This is a genomic window from Neorhizobium descurainiae, from assembly GCF_051400715.1.
Taxonomy (GTDB): domain Bacteria; phylum Pseudomonadota; class Alphaproteobacteria; order Rhizobiales; family Rhizobiaceae; genus Neorhizobium.
This window is the reverse complement of record NZ_JBLFFK010000005.1, coordinates 83,479-98,603: the sequence shown is the minus strand read 5'-3', so window position 1 is coordinate 98,603 and position 15,125 is coordinate 83,479. Positions and strand designations below refer to the sequence as shown.

Genomic DNA, 15,125 nt, shown 5'->3' with positions numbered 1-15,125 from the left:
GTTGAGGTCAGTGAAACCGAGTCGGGCTGAGCGGAGCGAGGTCGATTGCCGGCGGCCGACCGGCTATGATGTCGGCCACGATGAACCCCGTGATAGGCGCGCCGGACAAGCCATTGTGCCCGTGGCCAAAGGCAAGTACCGCGTTTTGAAACTTGGGTGACGGTCCAATGATCGGCAGGGAATCGGGCGTCATGGGGCGGTGGCCCATCCACCTGCTGCCACCCGCTGTTCGCAATCCGGGGAAGATGGTCTGCGCTGCCTTCGCCAGTTTGTCCGCGCGGGCATAGTTCGCCGGCCAGTGGAGCCCGGCAAACTCGGCGGTGCCGGCCAGCCTGAGGCCGTCTTCCATTGGTGTTGCGAAGAACTTGAACTCACCCGACAGGACTGGCAGGGGAAGCTCGATCTCGGGATCGGGGAGCATGAAGTGGTAGCCGCGCATCGACTCGATGAGCACGCGCGCGCCGAGGTCGGACGCCAAGCTCGTCGACCAGGCACCCGCAGCAAGCACGACGTGGTCGGCTCGGAGCGTCTCCTGATCAGTTTCCACCGCTAATACGCGGCCGTTCGCGCTCTGGAAGCCACGCGCCTCACGTTGAAGGATCGTCCCCCCGTCCACGCTAAAACGTTCGGCAAGCGCCGTGACCACACGGTGTGGGTTGCGGACATATCCCTCTTCGGGAACGAACACGCCGTAGGTAAGATCGGGAGACAGTGCGGGAACCATGTCTCTGAGTTGGTGGCCGCGGATTGTCTCGAGCAACACGCCGCCCCGCCTAGTCAGATCCCACGCGAAGGCATCCGTCTTTGAAGCGGCCTCGTCACGGTAGACAGCCAGATAACCCGTTGTCTGTAAGAGGTCTGGTTTATCCACTGAGGCGAGCAACTCACGATAGAGCTCAACACTCGACCTATAAAAGGCACGCATGTCGCGCGAAATCTCCTCCACGCGATGGGGCGCGCTCTCCCGCGTAAAGCGCAGCCCCCATTTTGCCATCCTGGGCAGATGGCGGGGCCGAACCGCGAGAGGCCCCAAAGGGTTAAGAAGCCATCCAGGAACATGAGGCAGAAAGCCCGGCAGAGCGTAAGGCACACATTCCGTCGCGGTCAGGATTCCAGCATTCCCGAATGAGCAAGCGTCGCCCGGTTCGTGACGGTCGATCAGGATCACCGAGTGACCTTCGCGCTGCAGCGTGAGCGCGCAAGTGACGCCGACAATCCCTGCCCCGATGACAACGACCCGGCTATTTTCGCCTTTCGAGAGCTCCATCAGGCTACCTTCGACGCGCGTTCGTGTAGCGGCGCCAGACGCGCAGCCTCCTGCTGAGAAATGGGAAATACCGGCGGGCGGGGATCGCCCACCTGAAGGCCGGACAACTCGCAGCAGTATTTTATGCGAGCGAGGTACTTGCCTGTTTCGATTTCGGCGATGAGCGGCCACAGTTCGCGCATCATCCGACGTGCGTTGTCAAAGTTGCCATCTAAGGCGGCCTTTGCTGTCGCTGCCATCTGCCGAGGCAGAAAATTGGATGGTCCGCTCATCCAGCAGCGAACGCCCCAAAAGATGAGGTCGAGCGCCAGATCGTCGATGCCGCTCACAATCTGCAGATCGCTGCCGAAGCGTTCCTGCATGGCGAGCACACGCGCGATGCGCCCGCTGGCTTCCTTGATGCCGACGATCCGGGGGTCACTGTTCAGTTGGCCGACAAGGTCGATCTCGATGTCCACGCCCGCCTGTGCAGGATTGTCGTAAAGCAGAACCTGCACATCGGCTCGCGAAACCACCTCTTCAAAATGCCGCCTAAGCGCGTCTTGGGCTGGTAGAGAATAGTAGGGCGGTGCAAGCAGCACGGTGTCGATGCCGGCGGCTTTGGCCGCCTTGGCATGACCGATGATTTCTTTCGTGCCACCCCCGTTCGCACCTGCCAGCAATGGCACGCGGCCAGCGACATGGCTCGACACGAAACCCAGGACCTCTTCGCGCTCCATTGCCGATAGTGCATAGAATTCGCCCGTCGAACCGAGCGCGAGCAACCCCGATATGCCCGACTCGATCTGGTGGTCGATCAATGCACCAAGTGCGGCGAAATTGATCTCACCGGCGGAACTCATCGGCGTGGCCAGCATGGTCCACATGCCTTCCAGTATAGGAGGTGTCATGCATCAATTCCTTGTAAGTGGGGCATGGCTCAGCCTCCCCACACTTCGCGGTAGACGCGCAGGAAGTTGCCACCCATGACTTTGTCTGCGTCCGCCTCTCCCATGCCGCGCGCGACCAGGCGCTCGCGGAGCTTGGGAGTGTCAGAGAGCGATCGATAGCCGTCGAGACGCTCGGTCTCGTAGCCGTACCAGGGGCCGATGCCCTCCATGAGGGTCGGCAGGCTCCCTGGCCCCCAGGCTTGGCTCCACACGGCAGGGTCTTCTTCAATACCGTCGGATATGTCCGTGGCAAAACCGACATGCTCGATCCCAGCCGCCCTGACCATGTGCTCGATGTGATCCACGTAATCATCGAGCGTCGGCCAGCGGTCCCCCCGCACGGTCGGCGTCCACATAACTGCGCCTGTAACGCCACCTAAATCGGCCACGCGGCGCAGCATGTCGTCGGGCTTGTTGCGCAGGCTGGGCCAGCGCGCGTGAGCGTTGGCATGGGAAAAAACGAGCGGCTTGGTAGCGGCGGCGAGAAAGTTCGCCGTCGTCCTCAGGCCGCAGTGAGATAGGTCAACCAGCAGGCCCAGCCGCTCCATCTCGGATAGCCAGAGCCGGCCCTCCTCTGTCATCCCCGTGTCTTCATCGCCCTTGAACGGCGCGCCCGATCCCAGCCGATTCTTCGCATTGTGCGTCGCCTGGATGATACGAACACCGATCCGTTTCGCGATTTCTAGCAATGCCAGGTCGTTTTCAACGAAGGCGGCGTTCTGCGATCCCATCACCACCGCCACGCGATCTGTGTCTCTGGCCGCGCATATATCCTCCGCGGAAGTCGCCACGATGGCTAGGTCTTCCATCTCGGCGAGCTTTGCCAAACGCCGTCCAACGGTGACCATGCATTCTTCGAACGACCCCGAAGTGGGGACGATCGTCAGGTTTATTGCGTTGACGCCGCCTTGGCGCGTTCGCTCCATTTGCTCGCGCGTTAGGGCTGCGACGTTAAGGCCGTCGATAACGGCTTCGGCTGCCTGATCTGAGAGCGCTTGCATCATGACCTTGCGTCCGCCGCATTTTTTGTTTCTCATCGGTGCAGCTTAACTGCAGATAGGTGCTCTCTGGCTGCATATTCCGCCAGCTTGGTGCAGTTTTACTGCACAACAGGCTTCACATACGTCGAAAGGAAACGCCCAAACGTGGACAAGATAGATCGGAAACTGCTCGCGCTCTTTCAGCAAAACACGCGCCAAACAACCGCAGATTTGGGTGAGCGCGTGGGGTTATCGGCTACATCATGCCAACGTCGACTTGCGAAGCTCCGCGAGAGCGGTGTGATTGAAGCCGAAGTGGCGATCCTTTCGCCGAAGGCGGTGGGACGGCCACTCACTGTCGTTGTAGAAGTGATCCTCGAAAAGGGTCAGTCAGACTTGGTAAGCCGCTTTCGCGCGTTCGCGGCTTCCCGAGCCGAGATATCGCAGTGCTACTATGTTACAGGACGAGCTGACTTCCTGCTGGTCATGTCAATGACGAACATGGAAGAATACGATGAGTTTACCAAAGCATATTTCTTTGATAATCCGGATGTTAGAAGTTTCGAAACCAGCGTTGTTATGTCACGAGTGAAGGTCAGTCTGGCAATCCCGGTCCTGTAGCAACAAGCGAGCAATGCTTTTATCTGAAAGATGTAGGCCTCTCGATAATTCGACGGCACCTTCTCCTTCAAGTGGATCCGGAGCATCGGATCCGGCTCGCACTGAGCCGTGATACTCGGCCAGACGCGACAACTCTTCATTGAGACCGAGAAAAGGCTGCATGATCCGCGGCAGATCGATATCGCGATAAATCGCCTTCGCCGGGCAAACCGGGACGCAGGCATCGCAAACGATGTAATCATCCGGATGGATAATGAGGAAGTTTGGTCCCTCACGAAAGCAATCGACCGGAAAGACTGCCACGAAGTCCGTGTACTTGCAGTTGATGCAGTTCTCAGTCACGACATAGGTCATGCCGCGTGCCTCAGGTTCGCCTACGAAGGGCGACACGGCAACAGCCGCCAGGGTCACTCCAGCACCTGACCTCCGCCGTGACAAAGAGAGCGCAACCCCGCCGATGTGGCGTCGCCTGTATCCGTTTTCCCGATACTCGCCTGAAAGCGCTTTTGCGGGCGAAAGTTGCACAGCATTGATGTCGGTGCAGATGCGGGAGCGCCCGGGCCGGGTGAGGAAAGTAGTGATCTGGAGGGACGGCGTTCGACCTCATCGCGTACACGCAATCGTCAACCTGGAGGCAGAAAATGGCAGAAAGCAAATTCCTTACTCCGGAAGAGGTGGCTGAGCGCTACCGCGGTGGGATTTCCGTTGGGACCCTCCGAAATTGGCGCGCCATGCGTCTTGGTCCGTCGTTCGTCAAAGTTGGAAAGGCGGTGCTTTATCCAGTCGAGGAACTTGATGACTGGGACGAAAAGAATAAAGTGCAGTGCCGTGCATCCAAACGACTCCTTGAACACTCGGGTGATCGGGGGTGATTATCACGGTCGGGCACAAACAACCGATCCCAATGCGCGGCACCACCAACTCCCACCCGTCAAAATAACGCCGCAAAATCAATAGGTTGCAAATCTCGCTGGCGAGGTCCACAACTATCCCGCTCGATACCCCTCGGGCATTCACGGTCACGCATAGTCCCGGAAAATTACGAAAAATACTTGTTTTCAAGAACTTATCAGGAGTCTATCAGGGCCAAAGTTGGGTGATAAATTACCAACTTTCCCCGAAATAGCGTCCTCGGAATTTCTCATTATTAATCAATACCTTACATCCTGCCGGCGCGATAGCCGCCGCTGGTGTAAACCTCGGCTCGTTGGCTCCATCTAACGGACGATCGCGATCGCTGAAGGGCCCTCCGCCTCGCTTTCGCTCTCAGAATCGGACCGGCGGAAACGTCCCAGCACCAGTTGTTCGCCGGGCGTTTCGAACCTTGAACTCGGCAGCCTCAAGAGAACGCATCGTCATCGATGTGGGGCAAGAGCTAGGCTGCTCCGCCAGCGCAGCACGTCGACAGGCGCACGCTAAGCCGAACCGACGCTCGTGAAGCCGGGGTTGAGGCTATCGAAGCCGTCCTCATGCAGCACTGTTGAGCGGTGATCGACGCCGAGCAAATCGAGATCGATCAGGCGGTGAACGGGACCGCCATGCAGCAGGCGCAGGATCTCCGAAAGCGCCAAGGCTGCGGCGACGGCTCCCACAAACGGTGCGCCCACGGCCTTGCCGGCGAGTAGCGTCATGCCGCAGCGATCTAGGACGCCATCATTGATCAGGTTGGCATAGGCCGGTCGGTCCTCGACATTTTCTTCGGCCGCCGCAGCCTTCCACATCTCGGCGGTCGGACGAGCCCCGGGAAGAGTGTGCAGGCGCATGGTTCGAAAATCACGATGCCCTCGGCCAAGGCCCGCTTCCACGATCATGTCGAAGCCGACCTGATCGAGCGCCCTGCGCCCTGCCGCGTTGTCGAGGCCGCACAGGGCGACCGCCGGCTCGTCCGGGCGGCGCCTGAAATCGGCGTCGAACAGCCGTTCCTGGATCGAGGTCTGAAACCCACGGCGCTCCGCCCAGGCCGCCATCGCGCGGGTCTTCTTCACCCCGATCAGGGTTGCGTCGGTCAGAATGGAGGTGCTCTCGGTCGAAGCCGTGATCGCGTCGACATCCTGCAGCACCAGCATGACGTCGGCAGGCGCCGCGAATGGTAAGAGGCCGAGCGCCCAGAGATAGGCCTGGCCCAGGTGCCCCAGGCCTATCAGCCAAAGCTGCGACGGTAGATAGGTCAGCGCTGGTTCGGACGGATCGGCCGCGAGCCAGTCGACATCGCGAGATGGCCGCCACAAGGACAGCCCGACCGCGCTGCGTCCAGCCGCCTTGGCGCCGTTGACGTGCAGGAAGGCCTCGTTGATCGCCAGCGCCGCCGCCAGCATCCCGGCCAAAGGGTTGGCGGGTCCAGCCTCGGGCGCGAGGTCGGCATGGGCCGGAACGATGCCGCCGCGCCAGCCTGCCGCCGCGGTGCGGATGGCGAAGCCGTCTCGACGCTCCAGTCTCGGCCCGATGACCACCATCGGCGCGCCCGAGCCGCTGCCAACCTCGCCCCCGAGCGCCTTAACGGCGTCACCGAGCGTCGGCCCCAGTGGCAGAAGGGTGCTGACCGGAGTTTCGACAGCCCCCACGACGGTGACGCCGCCTAGAAACACCCGCCGCCCAAGTGCCACGGCTGTCAGCAGCGTCGCCTGTTCGACCGGATCGGCTGGATCGTCGGGCATGAAGGTAATGGCGAGGCGAAAGCCGTGGAACAAGGCCTCGGCCTCGGCAACGGTCGCGGCGGCGCCGCTGTCGATCGCCTGCTTGACCAGGCGGTGCAGTGAGTCTGCGGAGACAATGGCAGTCATGGCATTTCCTTAGAAACCGATGTGGAAGAAGGCGGCGCGGTCGTCGCGGCCCACGGCCGCCCAGCGCTTGCCGCCCAGGTAGCGGTAGATGCCGATCGAGGCGCGGGGCTGAGGCGGGGCCGCGAAGTTCGGAAGGATCAGCGCTAGGTGGCCGGCGCGCGAAATCATCGGATGGTCGCGATCGGATTCGCTCTGACCGGCTCCGGCCGGATGGACGTGGATGTCGGCGACCACGCTCAGCGCACGCTCCTTACACATCGCCCAGAGCGCGCCGAAGTGACGTCCATCGAAACGCACGATCCCGGTGTCGAGGCAGTGCGGATCGAGATCGTCATAAAGGACGAAGTCGACGATCCGGCGCCGGCCATCTTCCTGCCGCCCAAGCAGGAAGGCGCCGCTTTCGCGGCTGGCGCCGCGGCCACGCTGGCGGAGCGCGCGAAGCAGGCGCCACCAAGTCCACCAGGAACAGGACAGTTCATGCCGCGGCGCGAAGCGGCGGCGAATAATCGCGGCAATTGAGAAGTTCATGGACCAGCTCCAGATATTGGACGACGCCGTCGGCGGGACGCCAAATTTTCGAGGGCATCTCGTGACGCCAGTTCTCGTGACCGGCGAAGGACTCGCGGTCGCACGGCAGATAAAGTGCGCTGCCGTTTTTCCAGTCGGTGCGGAAAACCGCCGAGACACGGCCACCGTGACCCCGCGGCCAGAGGTCGAACGGCAGGATCCGGTCGGCCGCCATATCCCAGGGACCGCCGGTCGGCAGCGTCTGCGGAAAGCCGGCGCAGTTCAGGCGCAGCACGAACTCGCGGCCGTCCTTGGCGGTGACACCGATGAAGGCGTGGGGCCAGCGGGTCTCGACCAGCCGCCAGCGGCCTTCGGCTTGGCCGAGGCGGAACGTGGCGCGGGCCACGTCCGCCTCGAAGGCGCGCTGATCGGGCCCGATCACCGCCGATCCTCGCCCGCTCCGTTGACGCGCTCGTCAGCGACCAGGTCGAAGGCTAGCCCGCAGGTCTTGCGGTTCGCCAGCACGCCGATGTGGGTGCCGGGCGCCGGCCGCTCGTGGGTGCCGACGATCTGGAGGACGTGCTCGCCGGCCTCCTCATCGGTCATCCCGAACTTGCGCTCGGCCGCCCATCGCTTGACGCGCGCGACGGTCGCGCTGGGCGCGAACTTCCGGTCGATCGTCTCGCCGTTGTAGGTGACCACCACCATGATGTGGCGGCAGCGGTGGAGGTGCAGCTTCAGGCCCCTGCCGCCGGCGCGGTCCTTCACCGTCTGGGCTTCGTCGAGCGGGTCGTCTTCGTCCTCGACGAACAGCAGCGCGTCGGCCGCGCCGCCGTGCTTTTCGATGAGGCGGGCCTTGATGTCGGCGAAGGTGGTGTCGGGCTCGATTTCGAGGTATTCGATCTCGGCAACGCCTTCGCCCTGGTAGAACAGGTCGATGGTCTTCATGGGTTCACACTCCAGGATCGAAGTGTGAGGCCCGATTGCCCCTCTTTCGTCCCTTACCTCCCTGATCGGAAGGCGAGCGCAAAACCGGAAAGCCGGATCGCCGTTTATCTGGTCAGATCGAGATCGCCCCCCGGCGTCGCTGCGCAGATGAAGAAATGCGGGCAGCGCGGACAGGTGACAGCGTCGATCTCGACCGGGAAATCGCCGGCGGCGATGCCCGCCAGCATGGTTTCGCTCTTGGCCCGGCGGTTGCCGAGCTTCGTCGCCGAGAGCGTGACGGGCTCGGCCGAGCCGTCGGTCAGATGCAGTGCTTGCACCAGCACGCCCGCGCCGAACTGGGCTTGGGCCGCCAGGTGGTAAAGCGTGTACTCCAGCCGGTCATACTCGTCGCTGCGCTTGTAGCCCGTACGCACCCGCCGGACGACGACCGTGCCGTCGGGGAGCTCAGTCAGCTCATTCGGCTCGACCAGAACCCGCCCGTTGGCAAAGTCAATGGCAATCGGCTGGGCTTCGCGGAATCGGCGACCCGCGCCCGCATCGATCAGCGCCGCCACGAGACGACCCGCCAGCCGTCGATAGTCGGCGGCGAAGGCGTGTTCGGTCGGCCCGCGCCGCGCCCAGATCGCCTCGAAGGCGGCCTCCGCCTCGGCAAGCGTCGGCGTCGAAGTCCGGCGGGCGTCGGCGAGCCAGCGGAGCAGGTCGTAAAGGCAGTCGTGCGTGCGCGAGAAGGCAGTCGGCTTTCTAGCGCCGCCCAAGCCAAGCACGTGAGTGTAGAAGAAACGGCGCGGGCATTTCTCATAGGCGCCGAGCCGACTGTCGGTCAGCGCCCAATCCTCGGGCCAGGAGATAGCGATCGGTCCCAGCGAAGTGGCACCTTCCGGGGCCGGCATCATCGCCGGTCGGGCGATCTCGCTCACACGGCCACCCGGCAGCCAATCGAGATAGGGCGACGGCGAGCGATTGTTGCCATTAGGCTGTTTGCGCGCAAGCGAGAGCGCTAGGTGCGTGCGCGCCCGCGACAGCGCCACGAAGAAGAGACATTCCTCTTCGTGCTCGTGCGCCCGTTTGGCCTCGTCCGAGACGGACAGCGCCTGCGCACCCTCGATCATCCCGGTTGGCGGCGGGCAGCGCTGGCCACGATTCGAAGCCGGGAAGCTCGATTTGGTGAGACCGGCCACATGCACGGCCTCGAACTCGAGGCCCTTGCTGCCATGCACTGTCATGAGACGGACCGCGTCCAGATGCAGCGCCGCCGCCGGCACTTGGCGCAGGTCGCGCTCCTCGGCTAGCAGCACTAACTGCCGCACCCGATCGAGCGTCCGCTGGATCGGCGCGCCTGCCCCCACCGGGCTCTGCTCGCGCGCGAAGTTCAGGAACTGCCAGATGGCGACCGCGCGCATTCGCGCCGTAACCGAGCCTGCCGCCCCGTAACGGCGCGCAAGGTCGGTCCGGTCCAGCAGATAGGTCGATAAGAAGTCCCAAGCCGAACTGCGCGGCGACAGCCCGGCTAGATCCGCCGCGAGCCGTGCCACCCCTTCCCGGCCGCCCGGTGAGAGCCCAGGCGCGCTCGCGGCCTCGGTGAGCCCGGTCAGCGCCGGCCGCTTTTCCTCGCGCAGGTGGCGCGAGACCGCTCGGACGTCCTGCAGGCTGAGCCCGTATCGCGGCATTGCGCCGACGCGCACCAGGGCGTCGCCGAACGGATCGACTGTCAGGCTGAGCAGCGCCAGCAGGTCGCGGACCTCTTCGCGTTCGAAGAGGCTACCCAGATGCAGAACCGGAATGTCGCGCGCCTCCAGTGCCGCGGCGATCTCGTTCAAGCGGTTGTTGGACCGGCAGAGCACCGCCTGGTCGCGCAGCCGAACGCCGCCGGTTTCGACCTCACGGATTCGCGCGGCGACGCCGGCGGCTTCGTCCGACAGGGTTTCGAAGCGGCGAATCTCGGGCTTACCCGGCCCCGCGCCCCGATCCGCCTCGAGCGCGAGCGGAAGCATGCCGTGCGACGCGCCCATATGCGGAGCGACCGCCGCGAAAGCATGAACCACTTGTTCGGTCGAGCGGTAATTGACGCCGAGTTGGTCGACGACGGCGCCCGGATAGTCCGTAGAGAACCGCGCCATGTTGGCCGAAGACGCGCCGCGAAATCGGTAGATCGACTGCCGCGAGTCCCCGACCACCCAGAGCCGCTCGCCGTCGCCGACGACCGCTTTGAGCATGCGCGCGCTGGCCCGGTTCACATCCTGATACTCGTCGACCAGGACATGCCGATGGCGCAGCTGCACCGTCGTCCGGATCGCTGCATCCGTTTCCAGGAGCTTCGCCGGCAACATGATCAGGTCGCCGAAATCAACCCCGCCATGGCGGGTCTTGGCGTCCTCGTAGAGATCGTAGATGTCCGCGATCTCCAGGCATTTGGCCGCCGCGACCTGCCTGTCTTCGTCGGCGCCAGCCGCATCCCGCATCGCCAAGGCCAGCGCGCGGTAGCGCGCCGGATCTGCCATCTCGTCCTTCGCGCGCGAGATCGCCGCGACCACGTCGCGGAGCACCATCGCCGGATCCCACAGATTCCGATAATGGATGAGCGGAAGCGTCGGCAGGATCTCCTCAAGCAGCTCGATCGCGTCGCTGCGGTCGAACAGGGCGGGGTTCGACGACAGGCCGAGCCGATCATGGTGACGACGCACCAGATCGAGCCCGAAGGCATGAAATGTCCCGACCCAGAGTTTGGGCGCCGCCTCCGGCAGCGCGCTCGACAGGCGCTCCGAAAGCTCGCCAGCAGCCCTGTTCGAGAAGGTGAGGATGAGCATCGCCGCCGGATCGATCCCCTCCGAAGCCAGCGAGGTCACGCGCTTGACGAGGGTGCGCGTCTTGCCGGTGCCAGGCCCCGCTTGGAGCTGGTACGGCGAGCCGCGATGCGCGGCCGCCCGGTCTTGCGACGGGTCCGGCCGCGGCACATAAGCGGGTGAAGACTCCGCCGCCGCTAGCTCGGCCTCGGGCAAAAGCAAGGCATCGAAAAGCTGTTGACGGACGAGCGCGATCGGGAGCCCGGTCCGGGCGGTGATCGCCGCGGCGCCTAGCCCTTGGTCGACATGAAGGCGTCGTACGAGAGCCCGCGGAAGCACAAACTCGCGTCCGAAGACGTTCGCCTGAAGCTCGCGGCGCTCGCGCGCGCCATAATCTTCGACGCGCTGCAGCCCGACGGGCGCGGCTTCGGTAGAGCGCGAAGCGTCAATGTCCGCCGCCGCGCAGGTCGCCGAACCGGCATGAAGCCGGGCGTGCCCGATCTCGTGCGCAACGAGCAACGCCCGCACAGACGCATTGCCGCCGGATTCGCAGCAGATGCTGCCGCTCTGATCATCGTAGAGTGCGCGCGCGCCCTTCAGCGCCGGATCGCCGGCAGGCAGCCAGACAAGCTCAAGGTCGAGATCCGCTGCTGCCGCCTCGACCAGCGCCAAGGAATTGAGCGGGTCTACACCCTTGGCCACCAGCGCCTGATGGAGGGCTGCGGCGGCGGACCGGATCGGCTCGAACGCATCCATCGACTAGAGCGCCAACAACGCACGTTGTTGAGCCTCGCTCAAGCCAGAACTCCGCACGGCCTCCTCGAAGGTCTGGCGGCCGCCGTTGTTGGGCTTGCCGTCAGCCTTATAGAATTGTGCGCCCGCCGCACCGCCCTGAGCAGCCGCAAAGTGAGCGACGACCACATCGAGCGGCGCGTGCAGATCATCGGCGACCCGCTTTCGAAATCCAGGCGTCAGCGTGTCGGGCTCGATTTGCCGATCTCTCAGTTTGGCCACAAAGACGCTGCTAGCGTCCAGCCGCCTCGCGAACCCGCGAAAGTCCTCGCGCGACAGTGATGCGAACGGATTTATCGCGTCCGCCGAGACCGATCGATCACTCGCAGCCGGCAGGCGCGTCGGCTCCGAGACCCTATGCAGCCGGTTCTGGAATCGGCTCATGGCACGCGAAACGGCCGGGCTCAAGACATTCGGATCAAGCGCAGTCTCGGCCGCCTCGACGACCGCATCACCGCGCAACGCGTCGATGGCGATCGCAATCGCGAAGTTGGTCAGTTCGCCGCCAAACTGCGGGAAACGACGCACGAGATCGTCGAGCAAGGCCGCGTCGGGGACCTCCTTTGCGATCGACAAGGCATAAAGCGCCTCTCTGAGTTCGGGCGGGCTGGCGGTGAGTGTCGGGGTCATAGATCCTCCTTGAAACGGGCCAGCTTCGTTGCCGCCCGTGTCAGTCGGTTGCGAATTGTGCGTCCGGTGCAGTCGCAGCGTGTTGCCGCGGTCTCCTCGCCCGGATCGTCCGACTCTTCCTGATAGCCGAACGCATGAACGAGGATGACCGCGTCACGCTCGTCGGGCGGCAGTTCCAGAATCGCGTCGTGAAGCTCGGACCGGAAAACGTGGCTGTCCTGCATCGGCGGCGAGCGGAACGCCTCAGACACCCGGGCGAATACCTCGTCATGGGGTTCGGGCTCGCCGTCCTCGTCGGGCTCGGGCATCTGCGCCACGTGCTTGAGCCGCCCCGTCTCGCGCCGGACGACGTCGATCCGGAAGAAGCGGAAGGCGCGATTGAATTTGCACTCGTAGAAGTCCAGCTCGTCGGGATCCTTGCCTGTACCGTCGCTGGCGAACAGTTCGCTGAACTCGCCCAGTATGTCCTCCCGAACGGTGGCAGCTTCCGGCAGTTGGCCGTCCGGCACCTTGACGATCAGATTGGCTTCACAACGGGCGAGCAGAACGGGCAGGACGAGGCTGATCAGCACTTGATCGCCGGTCCGACGTCCATGTCGGACCAAGTGAACGAGTGTCTCGGAGCGTAGACGGTCGGCATCTCGTCGGTCGGTGATGGCGAGCCGGGTGCGAAGTGTCTGGGGAGTCAGCGAGAGAGCCGCGTCGATTTGCGCTTCAACGGCATCCGGGCGAACGAGGGGGCCGTCATCGCCGGTTTTCTGTAACGTTCGAGCCATTATGCCCCCTTGCCTTATGCAACAGCGGTTCTGCGAGCGTCCCAAAAGCCCGCTCGTCTCCGCTGATCGCGGCGGGGCCGGAAATCCGGAAAGCCGTTTGTGCTTTTTTCGACGATTTTTATGCCTTGGCGCGTAGCCGTCTACGATGCGTGACGAACACCGCCTGATTAAATTGTTACGCGCCTCCCAAGTCAGCCTTAGCAACGATTTTTTGGTGTTGAACCTCCATAAAGGATCACATATGATCCTTTATGGAGTTATTTTGACATAAGGCATCACTTAAGATCCCATATACGCTCTCACGTCATCTTGAAACAACGGATCATATGTGATACTCTCAGCGGGCAAATGACAGCAAGAGATCATATATGACTCCTAACACTGTGCCAAGGTCAGGAAACGTCGAAATCGCCATGCGTGATTTAGGGATGCGTTTGGCGAAGGTTCGCCTTAGCCGCAACCTGACCCAAGCACGATTAGCGCAGGAAGCCGGAACTTCGCTTCCGAGCATCAAACGGCTGGAAGCCGGACGGAACAGCTCGCTCGACACCCTTCTCCGGGTACTGAGAGCGCTAAACCTTGGTGATCGCATCCTCGACATCCTTCCCAATCCAGAAGTGCGACCAGTCGAGCGGGTTCAACATGAAGGCCACGAGCGACGTCGCGCACGAACCCAGACGGAAGCCCCGAAGGCCAGCGACTGGGCGTGGGGCGAGGAGGAGGATCAATGACGGATGCGACCGTCCGTCTATGGGGTAGAGATATAGGCGCTGTCAGTTGGCTCGACGACAGAGCGATCGGCGTATTCCAATACATGCCCGAGTTCGTCCAAAGCAGCATCGAGCTGGCACCGATCATGATGCCGCTACGTCCCGACCCTTACGAATTCCCCGGTCTGCCGCGTGACGCCTTCAAGGGCCTGCCTGGCATGCTCGCCGACTCCCTCCCTGACAAATTCGGCAACGCTCTGATCGATACGTGGCTCGCGACGCAGGGGCGATCGGCCGGCAGCTTCAATCCGGTCGAGCGCCTTTGTTATATCGGTACGCGTGGCATGGGCGCTCTCGAGTTTCATCCCACTATCCTCAAAGGGCCGCGAAAATCCAAACGCCTTGAGATCGACGCGCTCACCAAGCTGGCCAACGACGTCCTCAACAATCGCGCCAACCTCGGCGGTGTCCTCAACGGCGACGACGACCACGAGACCTTGCAGGAAATCCTGCGCGTTGGGACGTCCGCAGGCGGCGCACGCGCCAAGGCCATCCTTGCCTGGAATGAAAAAACCGGGGAATTCCGTTCCGGTCAGGTCAAAGCCGGTGAAGGCTTCACCTACTGGCTCATGAAATTCGACGGCATTTCCAATAATCGCGACAAGGAGCTAGCCGATCCGCAAGGCTTTGGCCTTATCGAGTACGGCTTCTTTCTCCTGGCCCGCGCCGCCGGCATCGACATGACCGAATGCCGCGTCCACCACGAAGGCGGCCGATCGCATTTCATGACCCAGCGCTTCGACCGCAGCGCCAGCGGCCAGAAACTCCACATGCAGTCGCTTGCCGCTCTGCGCCACTACGATTTCAATTCTGCGGGAGCCTATTCCTACGAGCAAGCGGTCGAGACGATCCGGCTCCTCGGGTTGCCCGCATACGACATAGAGCAACAATTTCGCCGCGCAATCTTCAACATTCTCGTCCGGAACCAGGACGATCATGTCAAGAACATTGCCTTCCTCATGAATCGAAAGGGCGAGTGGCGTCTATCACCGGCGTTCGACGTGAGCTACGCCTACAATCCGGATGGAAGCTGGACGCACCAGCACCAAATGAGCATGAGCGGCAAGCGCGATGACTTCGATCTCTCCGATCTCGTTAAGTTTGGCGTCTTCTGCGACCTCAAGCCGAAAAAGGCTGAGGACATCATCCGCGAGATGCATACGCAGGTCGAAAACTGGCCGGCCTTCGCCGAACAGGCCGGCGTAGCCGAAAAGACCGCACAAGCTATTCACCGAGCCATGCGGCGAGAAATCATCATCCCAGCCTAAGACACAGGACGTGATCGTCCACCTCCAAGGAGAGACCTTCGACGAAGGCCCCCATGTCTGCCGCTCGATCAACAGCA

At 62.9% G+C, this 15,125-nt stretch carries 15 protein-coding genes; 4 read left to right on the top strand and 11 right to left on the bottom strand.

The window, feature by feature from the left end:
• Positions 1-7: 7 nt before the first annotated feature.
• The 3 genes from ACMGE0_RS11440 to ACMGE0_RS11430 are packed head-to-tail and all read right to left on the bottom strand — an operon-like array spanning position 8 to position 3,200.
• The gene (locus tag ACMGE0_RS11440) at positions 8-1,267 is read right to left on the bottom strand and encodes an NAD(P)/FAD-dependent oxidoreductase (protein ID WP_436815979.1); all 1,260 of its coding nucleotides are present in this window, start codon (positions 1,265-1,267) and stop codon (positions 8-10) included.
• The gene (gene dapA / locus ACMGE0_RS11435; RefSeq protein WP_436815978.1) at positions 1,267-2,157 is read right to left on the bottom strand and encodes a 4-hydroxy-tetrahydrodipicolinate synthase; all 891 of its coding nucleotides are present in this window, start codon (positions 2,155-2,157) and stop codon (positions 1,267-1,269) included. The genes ACMGE0_RS11440 and dapA overlap by 1 nt, the downstream gene beginning before the upstream one ends.
• Positions 2,158-2,186: 29 nt before the next feature.
• Positions 2,187-3,200, bottom strand: coding sequence for a dipeptidase (locus ACMGE0_RS11430; RefSeq protein ID WP_436815977.1), 1,014 nt, complete (start codon positions 3,198-3,200; stop codon positions 2,187-2,189).
• A 141-nt stretch (positions 3,201-3,341) separates the two neighbouring features.
• Between ACMGE0_RS11430 and ACMGE0_RS11425 the strand changes: the two genes are divergently transcribed.
• Positions 3,342-3,797: an Lrp/AsnC family transcriptional regulator gene (locus tag ACMGE0_RS11425; RefSeq protein ID WP_436815976.1), complete on the top strand. Its 456-nt coding sequence runs from the start codon at positions 3,342-3,344 to the stop codon at positions 3,795-3,797.
• Here ACMGE0_RS11425 and ACMGE0_RS11420 read toward each other — a convergent pair.
• Positions 3,759-4,208, bottom strand: a complete 450-nt coding sequence (locus tag ACMGE0_RS11420; protein WP_436815975.1) for a 4Fe-4S dicluster domain-containing protein — start codon at positions 4,206-4,208, stop codon at positions 3,759-3,761. The two genes, ACMGE0_RS11425 and ACMGE0_RS11420, sit on opposite strands and share 39 nt — an antisense overlap.
• A gap of 230 nt (positions 4,209-4,438) precedes the next feature.
• On the opposite strand from ACMGE0_RS11420, the gene ACMGE0_RS11415 reads away from it, so the two are divergent.
• Positions 4,439-4,669, top strand: a complete 231-nt coding sequence (locus ACMGE0_RS11415; RefSeq protein WP_436815974.1) for a helix-turn-helix transcriptional regulator — start codon at positions 4,439-4,441, stop codon at positions 4,667-4,669.
• A gap of 543 nt (positions 4,670-5,212) precedes the next feature.
• On the opposite strand, the gene ACMGE0_RS11410 is transcribed toward ACMGE0_RS11415, so the two are convergent.
• The 7 genes from ACMGE0_RS11410 to ACMGE0_RS11380 form a co-directional block, all read right to left on the bottom strand.
• A complete protein-coding gene (locus ACMGE0_RS11410; protein WP_436815973.1) occupies positions 5,213-6,577 on the bottom strand; it encodes a hypothetical protein in 1,365 nt (454 codons plus the stop codon).
• Between the two features lie 9 nt (positions 6,578-6,586).
• Positions 6,587-7,105 carry a hypothetical protein gene (locus ACMGE0_RS11405; RefSeq protein ID WP_436815972.1) on the bottom strand — a complete coding sequence of 173 codons (519 nt, stop codon included), beginning with the start codon at positions 7,103-7,105 and terminating at the stop codon, positions 6,587-6,589.
• Positions 7,053-7,526 carry a DUF7665 family protein gene (locus ACMGE0_RS11400; RefSeq protein WP_436815971.1) on the bottom strand — a complete coding sequence of 158 codons (474 nt, stop codon included), beginning with the start codon at positions 7,524-7,526 and terminating at the stop codon, positions 7,053-7,055. The genes ACMGE0_RS11405 and ACMGE0_RS11400 overlap by 53 nt, the downstream gene beginning before the upstream one ends.
• Positions 7,523-8,032 carry a ubiquitin family protein gene (locus ACMGE0_RS11395; protein WP_436815970.1) on the bottom strand — a complete coding sequence of 170 codons (510 nt, stop codon included), beginning with the start codon at positions 8,030-8,032 and terminating at the stop codon, positions 7,523-7,525. Before ACMGE0_RS11395 ends, ACMGE0_RS11400 begins: the two co-directional genes overlap by 4 nt.
• 104 nt (positions 8,033-8,136) lie before the next feature.
• Positions 8,137-11,568: a UvrD-helicase domain-containing protein gene (locus ACMGE0_RS11390; RefSeq protein WP_436815969.1), complete on the bottom strand. Its 3,432-nt coding sequence runs from the start codon at positions 11,566-11,568 to the stop codon at positions 8,137-8,139.
• A gap of 3 nt (positions 11,569-11,571) precedes the next feature.
• The gene (locus ACMGE0_RS11385; RefSeq protein ID WP_436815968.1) at positions 11,572-12,234 is read right to left on the bottom strand and encodes a hypothetical protein; all 663 of its coding nucleotides are present in this window, start codon (positions 12,232-12,234) and stop codon (positions 11,572-11,574) included.
• Positions 12,231-13,010 carry a hypothetical protein gene (locus ACMGE0_RS11380; protein WP_436815967.1) on the bottom strand — a complete coding sequence of 260 codons (780 nt, stop codon included), beginning with the start codon at positions 13,008-13,010 and terminating at the stop codon, positions 12,231-12,233. Before ACMGE0_RS11380 ends, ACMGE0_RS11385 begins: the two co-directional genes overlap by 4 nt.
• A gap of 413 nt (positions 13,011-13,423) precedes the next feature.
• On the opposite strand from ACMGE0_RS11380, the gene ACMGE0_RS11375 reads away from it, so the two are divergent.
• Together ACMGE0_RS11375 and ACMGE0_RS11370 are read left to right on the top strand one after the other, a co-directional pair.
• Positions 13,424-13,741, top strand: a complete 318-nt coding sequence (locus tag ACMGE0_RS11375; RefSeq protein WP_436815966.1) for a helix-turn-helix domain-containing protein — start codon at positions 13,424-13,426, stop codon at positions 13,739-13,741.
• Positions 13,738-15,048, top strand: coding sequence for a type II toxin-antitoxin system HipA family toxin (locus ACMGE0_RS11370; protein WP_436815965.1), 1,311 nt, complete (start codon positions 13,738-13,740; stop codon positions 15,046-15,048). Before ACMGE0_RS11375 ends, ACMGE0_RS11370 begins: the two co-directional genes overlap by 4 nt.
• Positions 15,049-15,125: the final 77 nt, after the last annotated feature.

Coding starts and splice junctions, on each gene's coding strand:
- ACMGE0_RS11440 (WP_436815979.1), bottom strand. CDS start 1,267: ATGGAGCTCTCGAAAGGCGAAAATAGCCGGGTCGTTGTCATCGGGGCA.
- dapA (WP_436815978.1), bottom strand. CDS start 2,157: ATGACACCTCCTATACTGGAAGGCATGTGGACCATGCTGGCCACGCCG.
- ACMGE0_RS11430 (WP_436815977.1), bottom strand. CDS start 3,200: ATGATGCAAGCGCTCTCAGATCAGGCAGCCGAAGCCGTTATCGACGGC.
- ACMGE0_RS11415 (WP_436815974.1), top strand. CDS start 4,439: ATGGCAGAAAGCAAATTCCTTACTCCGGAAGAGGTGGCTGAGCGCTAC.
- ACMGE0_RS11410 (WP_436815973.1), bottom strand. CDS start 6,577: ATGACTGCCATTGTCTCCGCAGACTCACTGCACCGCCTGGTCAAGCAG.
- ACMGE0_RS11405 (WP_436815972.1), bottom strand. CDS start 7,105: ATGAACTTCTCAATTGCCGCGATTATTCGCCGCCGCTTCGCGCCGCGG.
- ACMGE0_RS11395 (WP_436815970.1), bottom strand. CDS start 8,032: ATGAAGACCATCGACCTGTTCTACCAGGGCGAAGGCGTTGCCGAGATC.
- ACMGE0_RS11390 (WP_436815969.1), bottom strand. CDS start 11,568: ATGGATGCGTTCGAGCCGATCCGGTCCGCCGCCGCAGCCCTCCATCAG.
- ACMGE0_RS11385 (WP_436815968.1), bottom strand. CDS start 12,234: ATGACCCCGACACTCACCGCCAGCCCGCCCGAACTCAGAGAGGCGCTT.
- ACMGE0_RS11380 (WP_436815967.1), bottom strand. CDS start 13,010: ATGGCTCGAACGTTACAGAAAACCGGCGATGACGGCCCCCTCGTTCGC.
- ACMGE0_RS11375 (WP_436815966.1), top strand. CDS start 13,424: ATGCGTGATTTAGGGATGCGTTTGGCGAAGGTTCGCCTTAGCCGCAAC.
- ACMGE0_RS11370 (WP_436815965.1), top strand. CDS start 13,738: ATGACGGATGCGACCGTCCGTCTATGGGGTAGAGATATAGGCGCTGTC.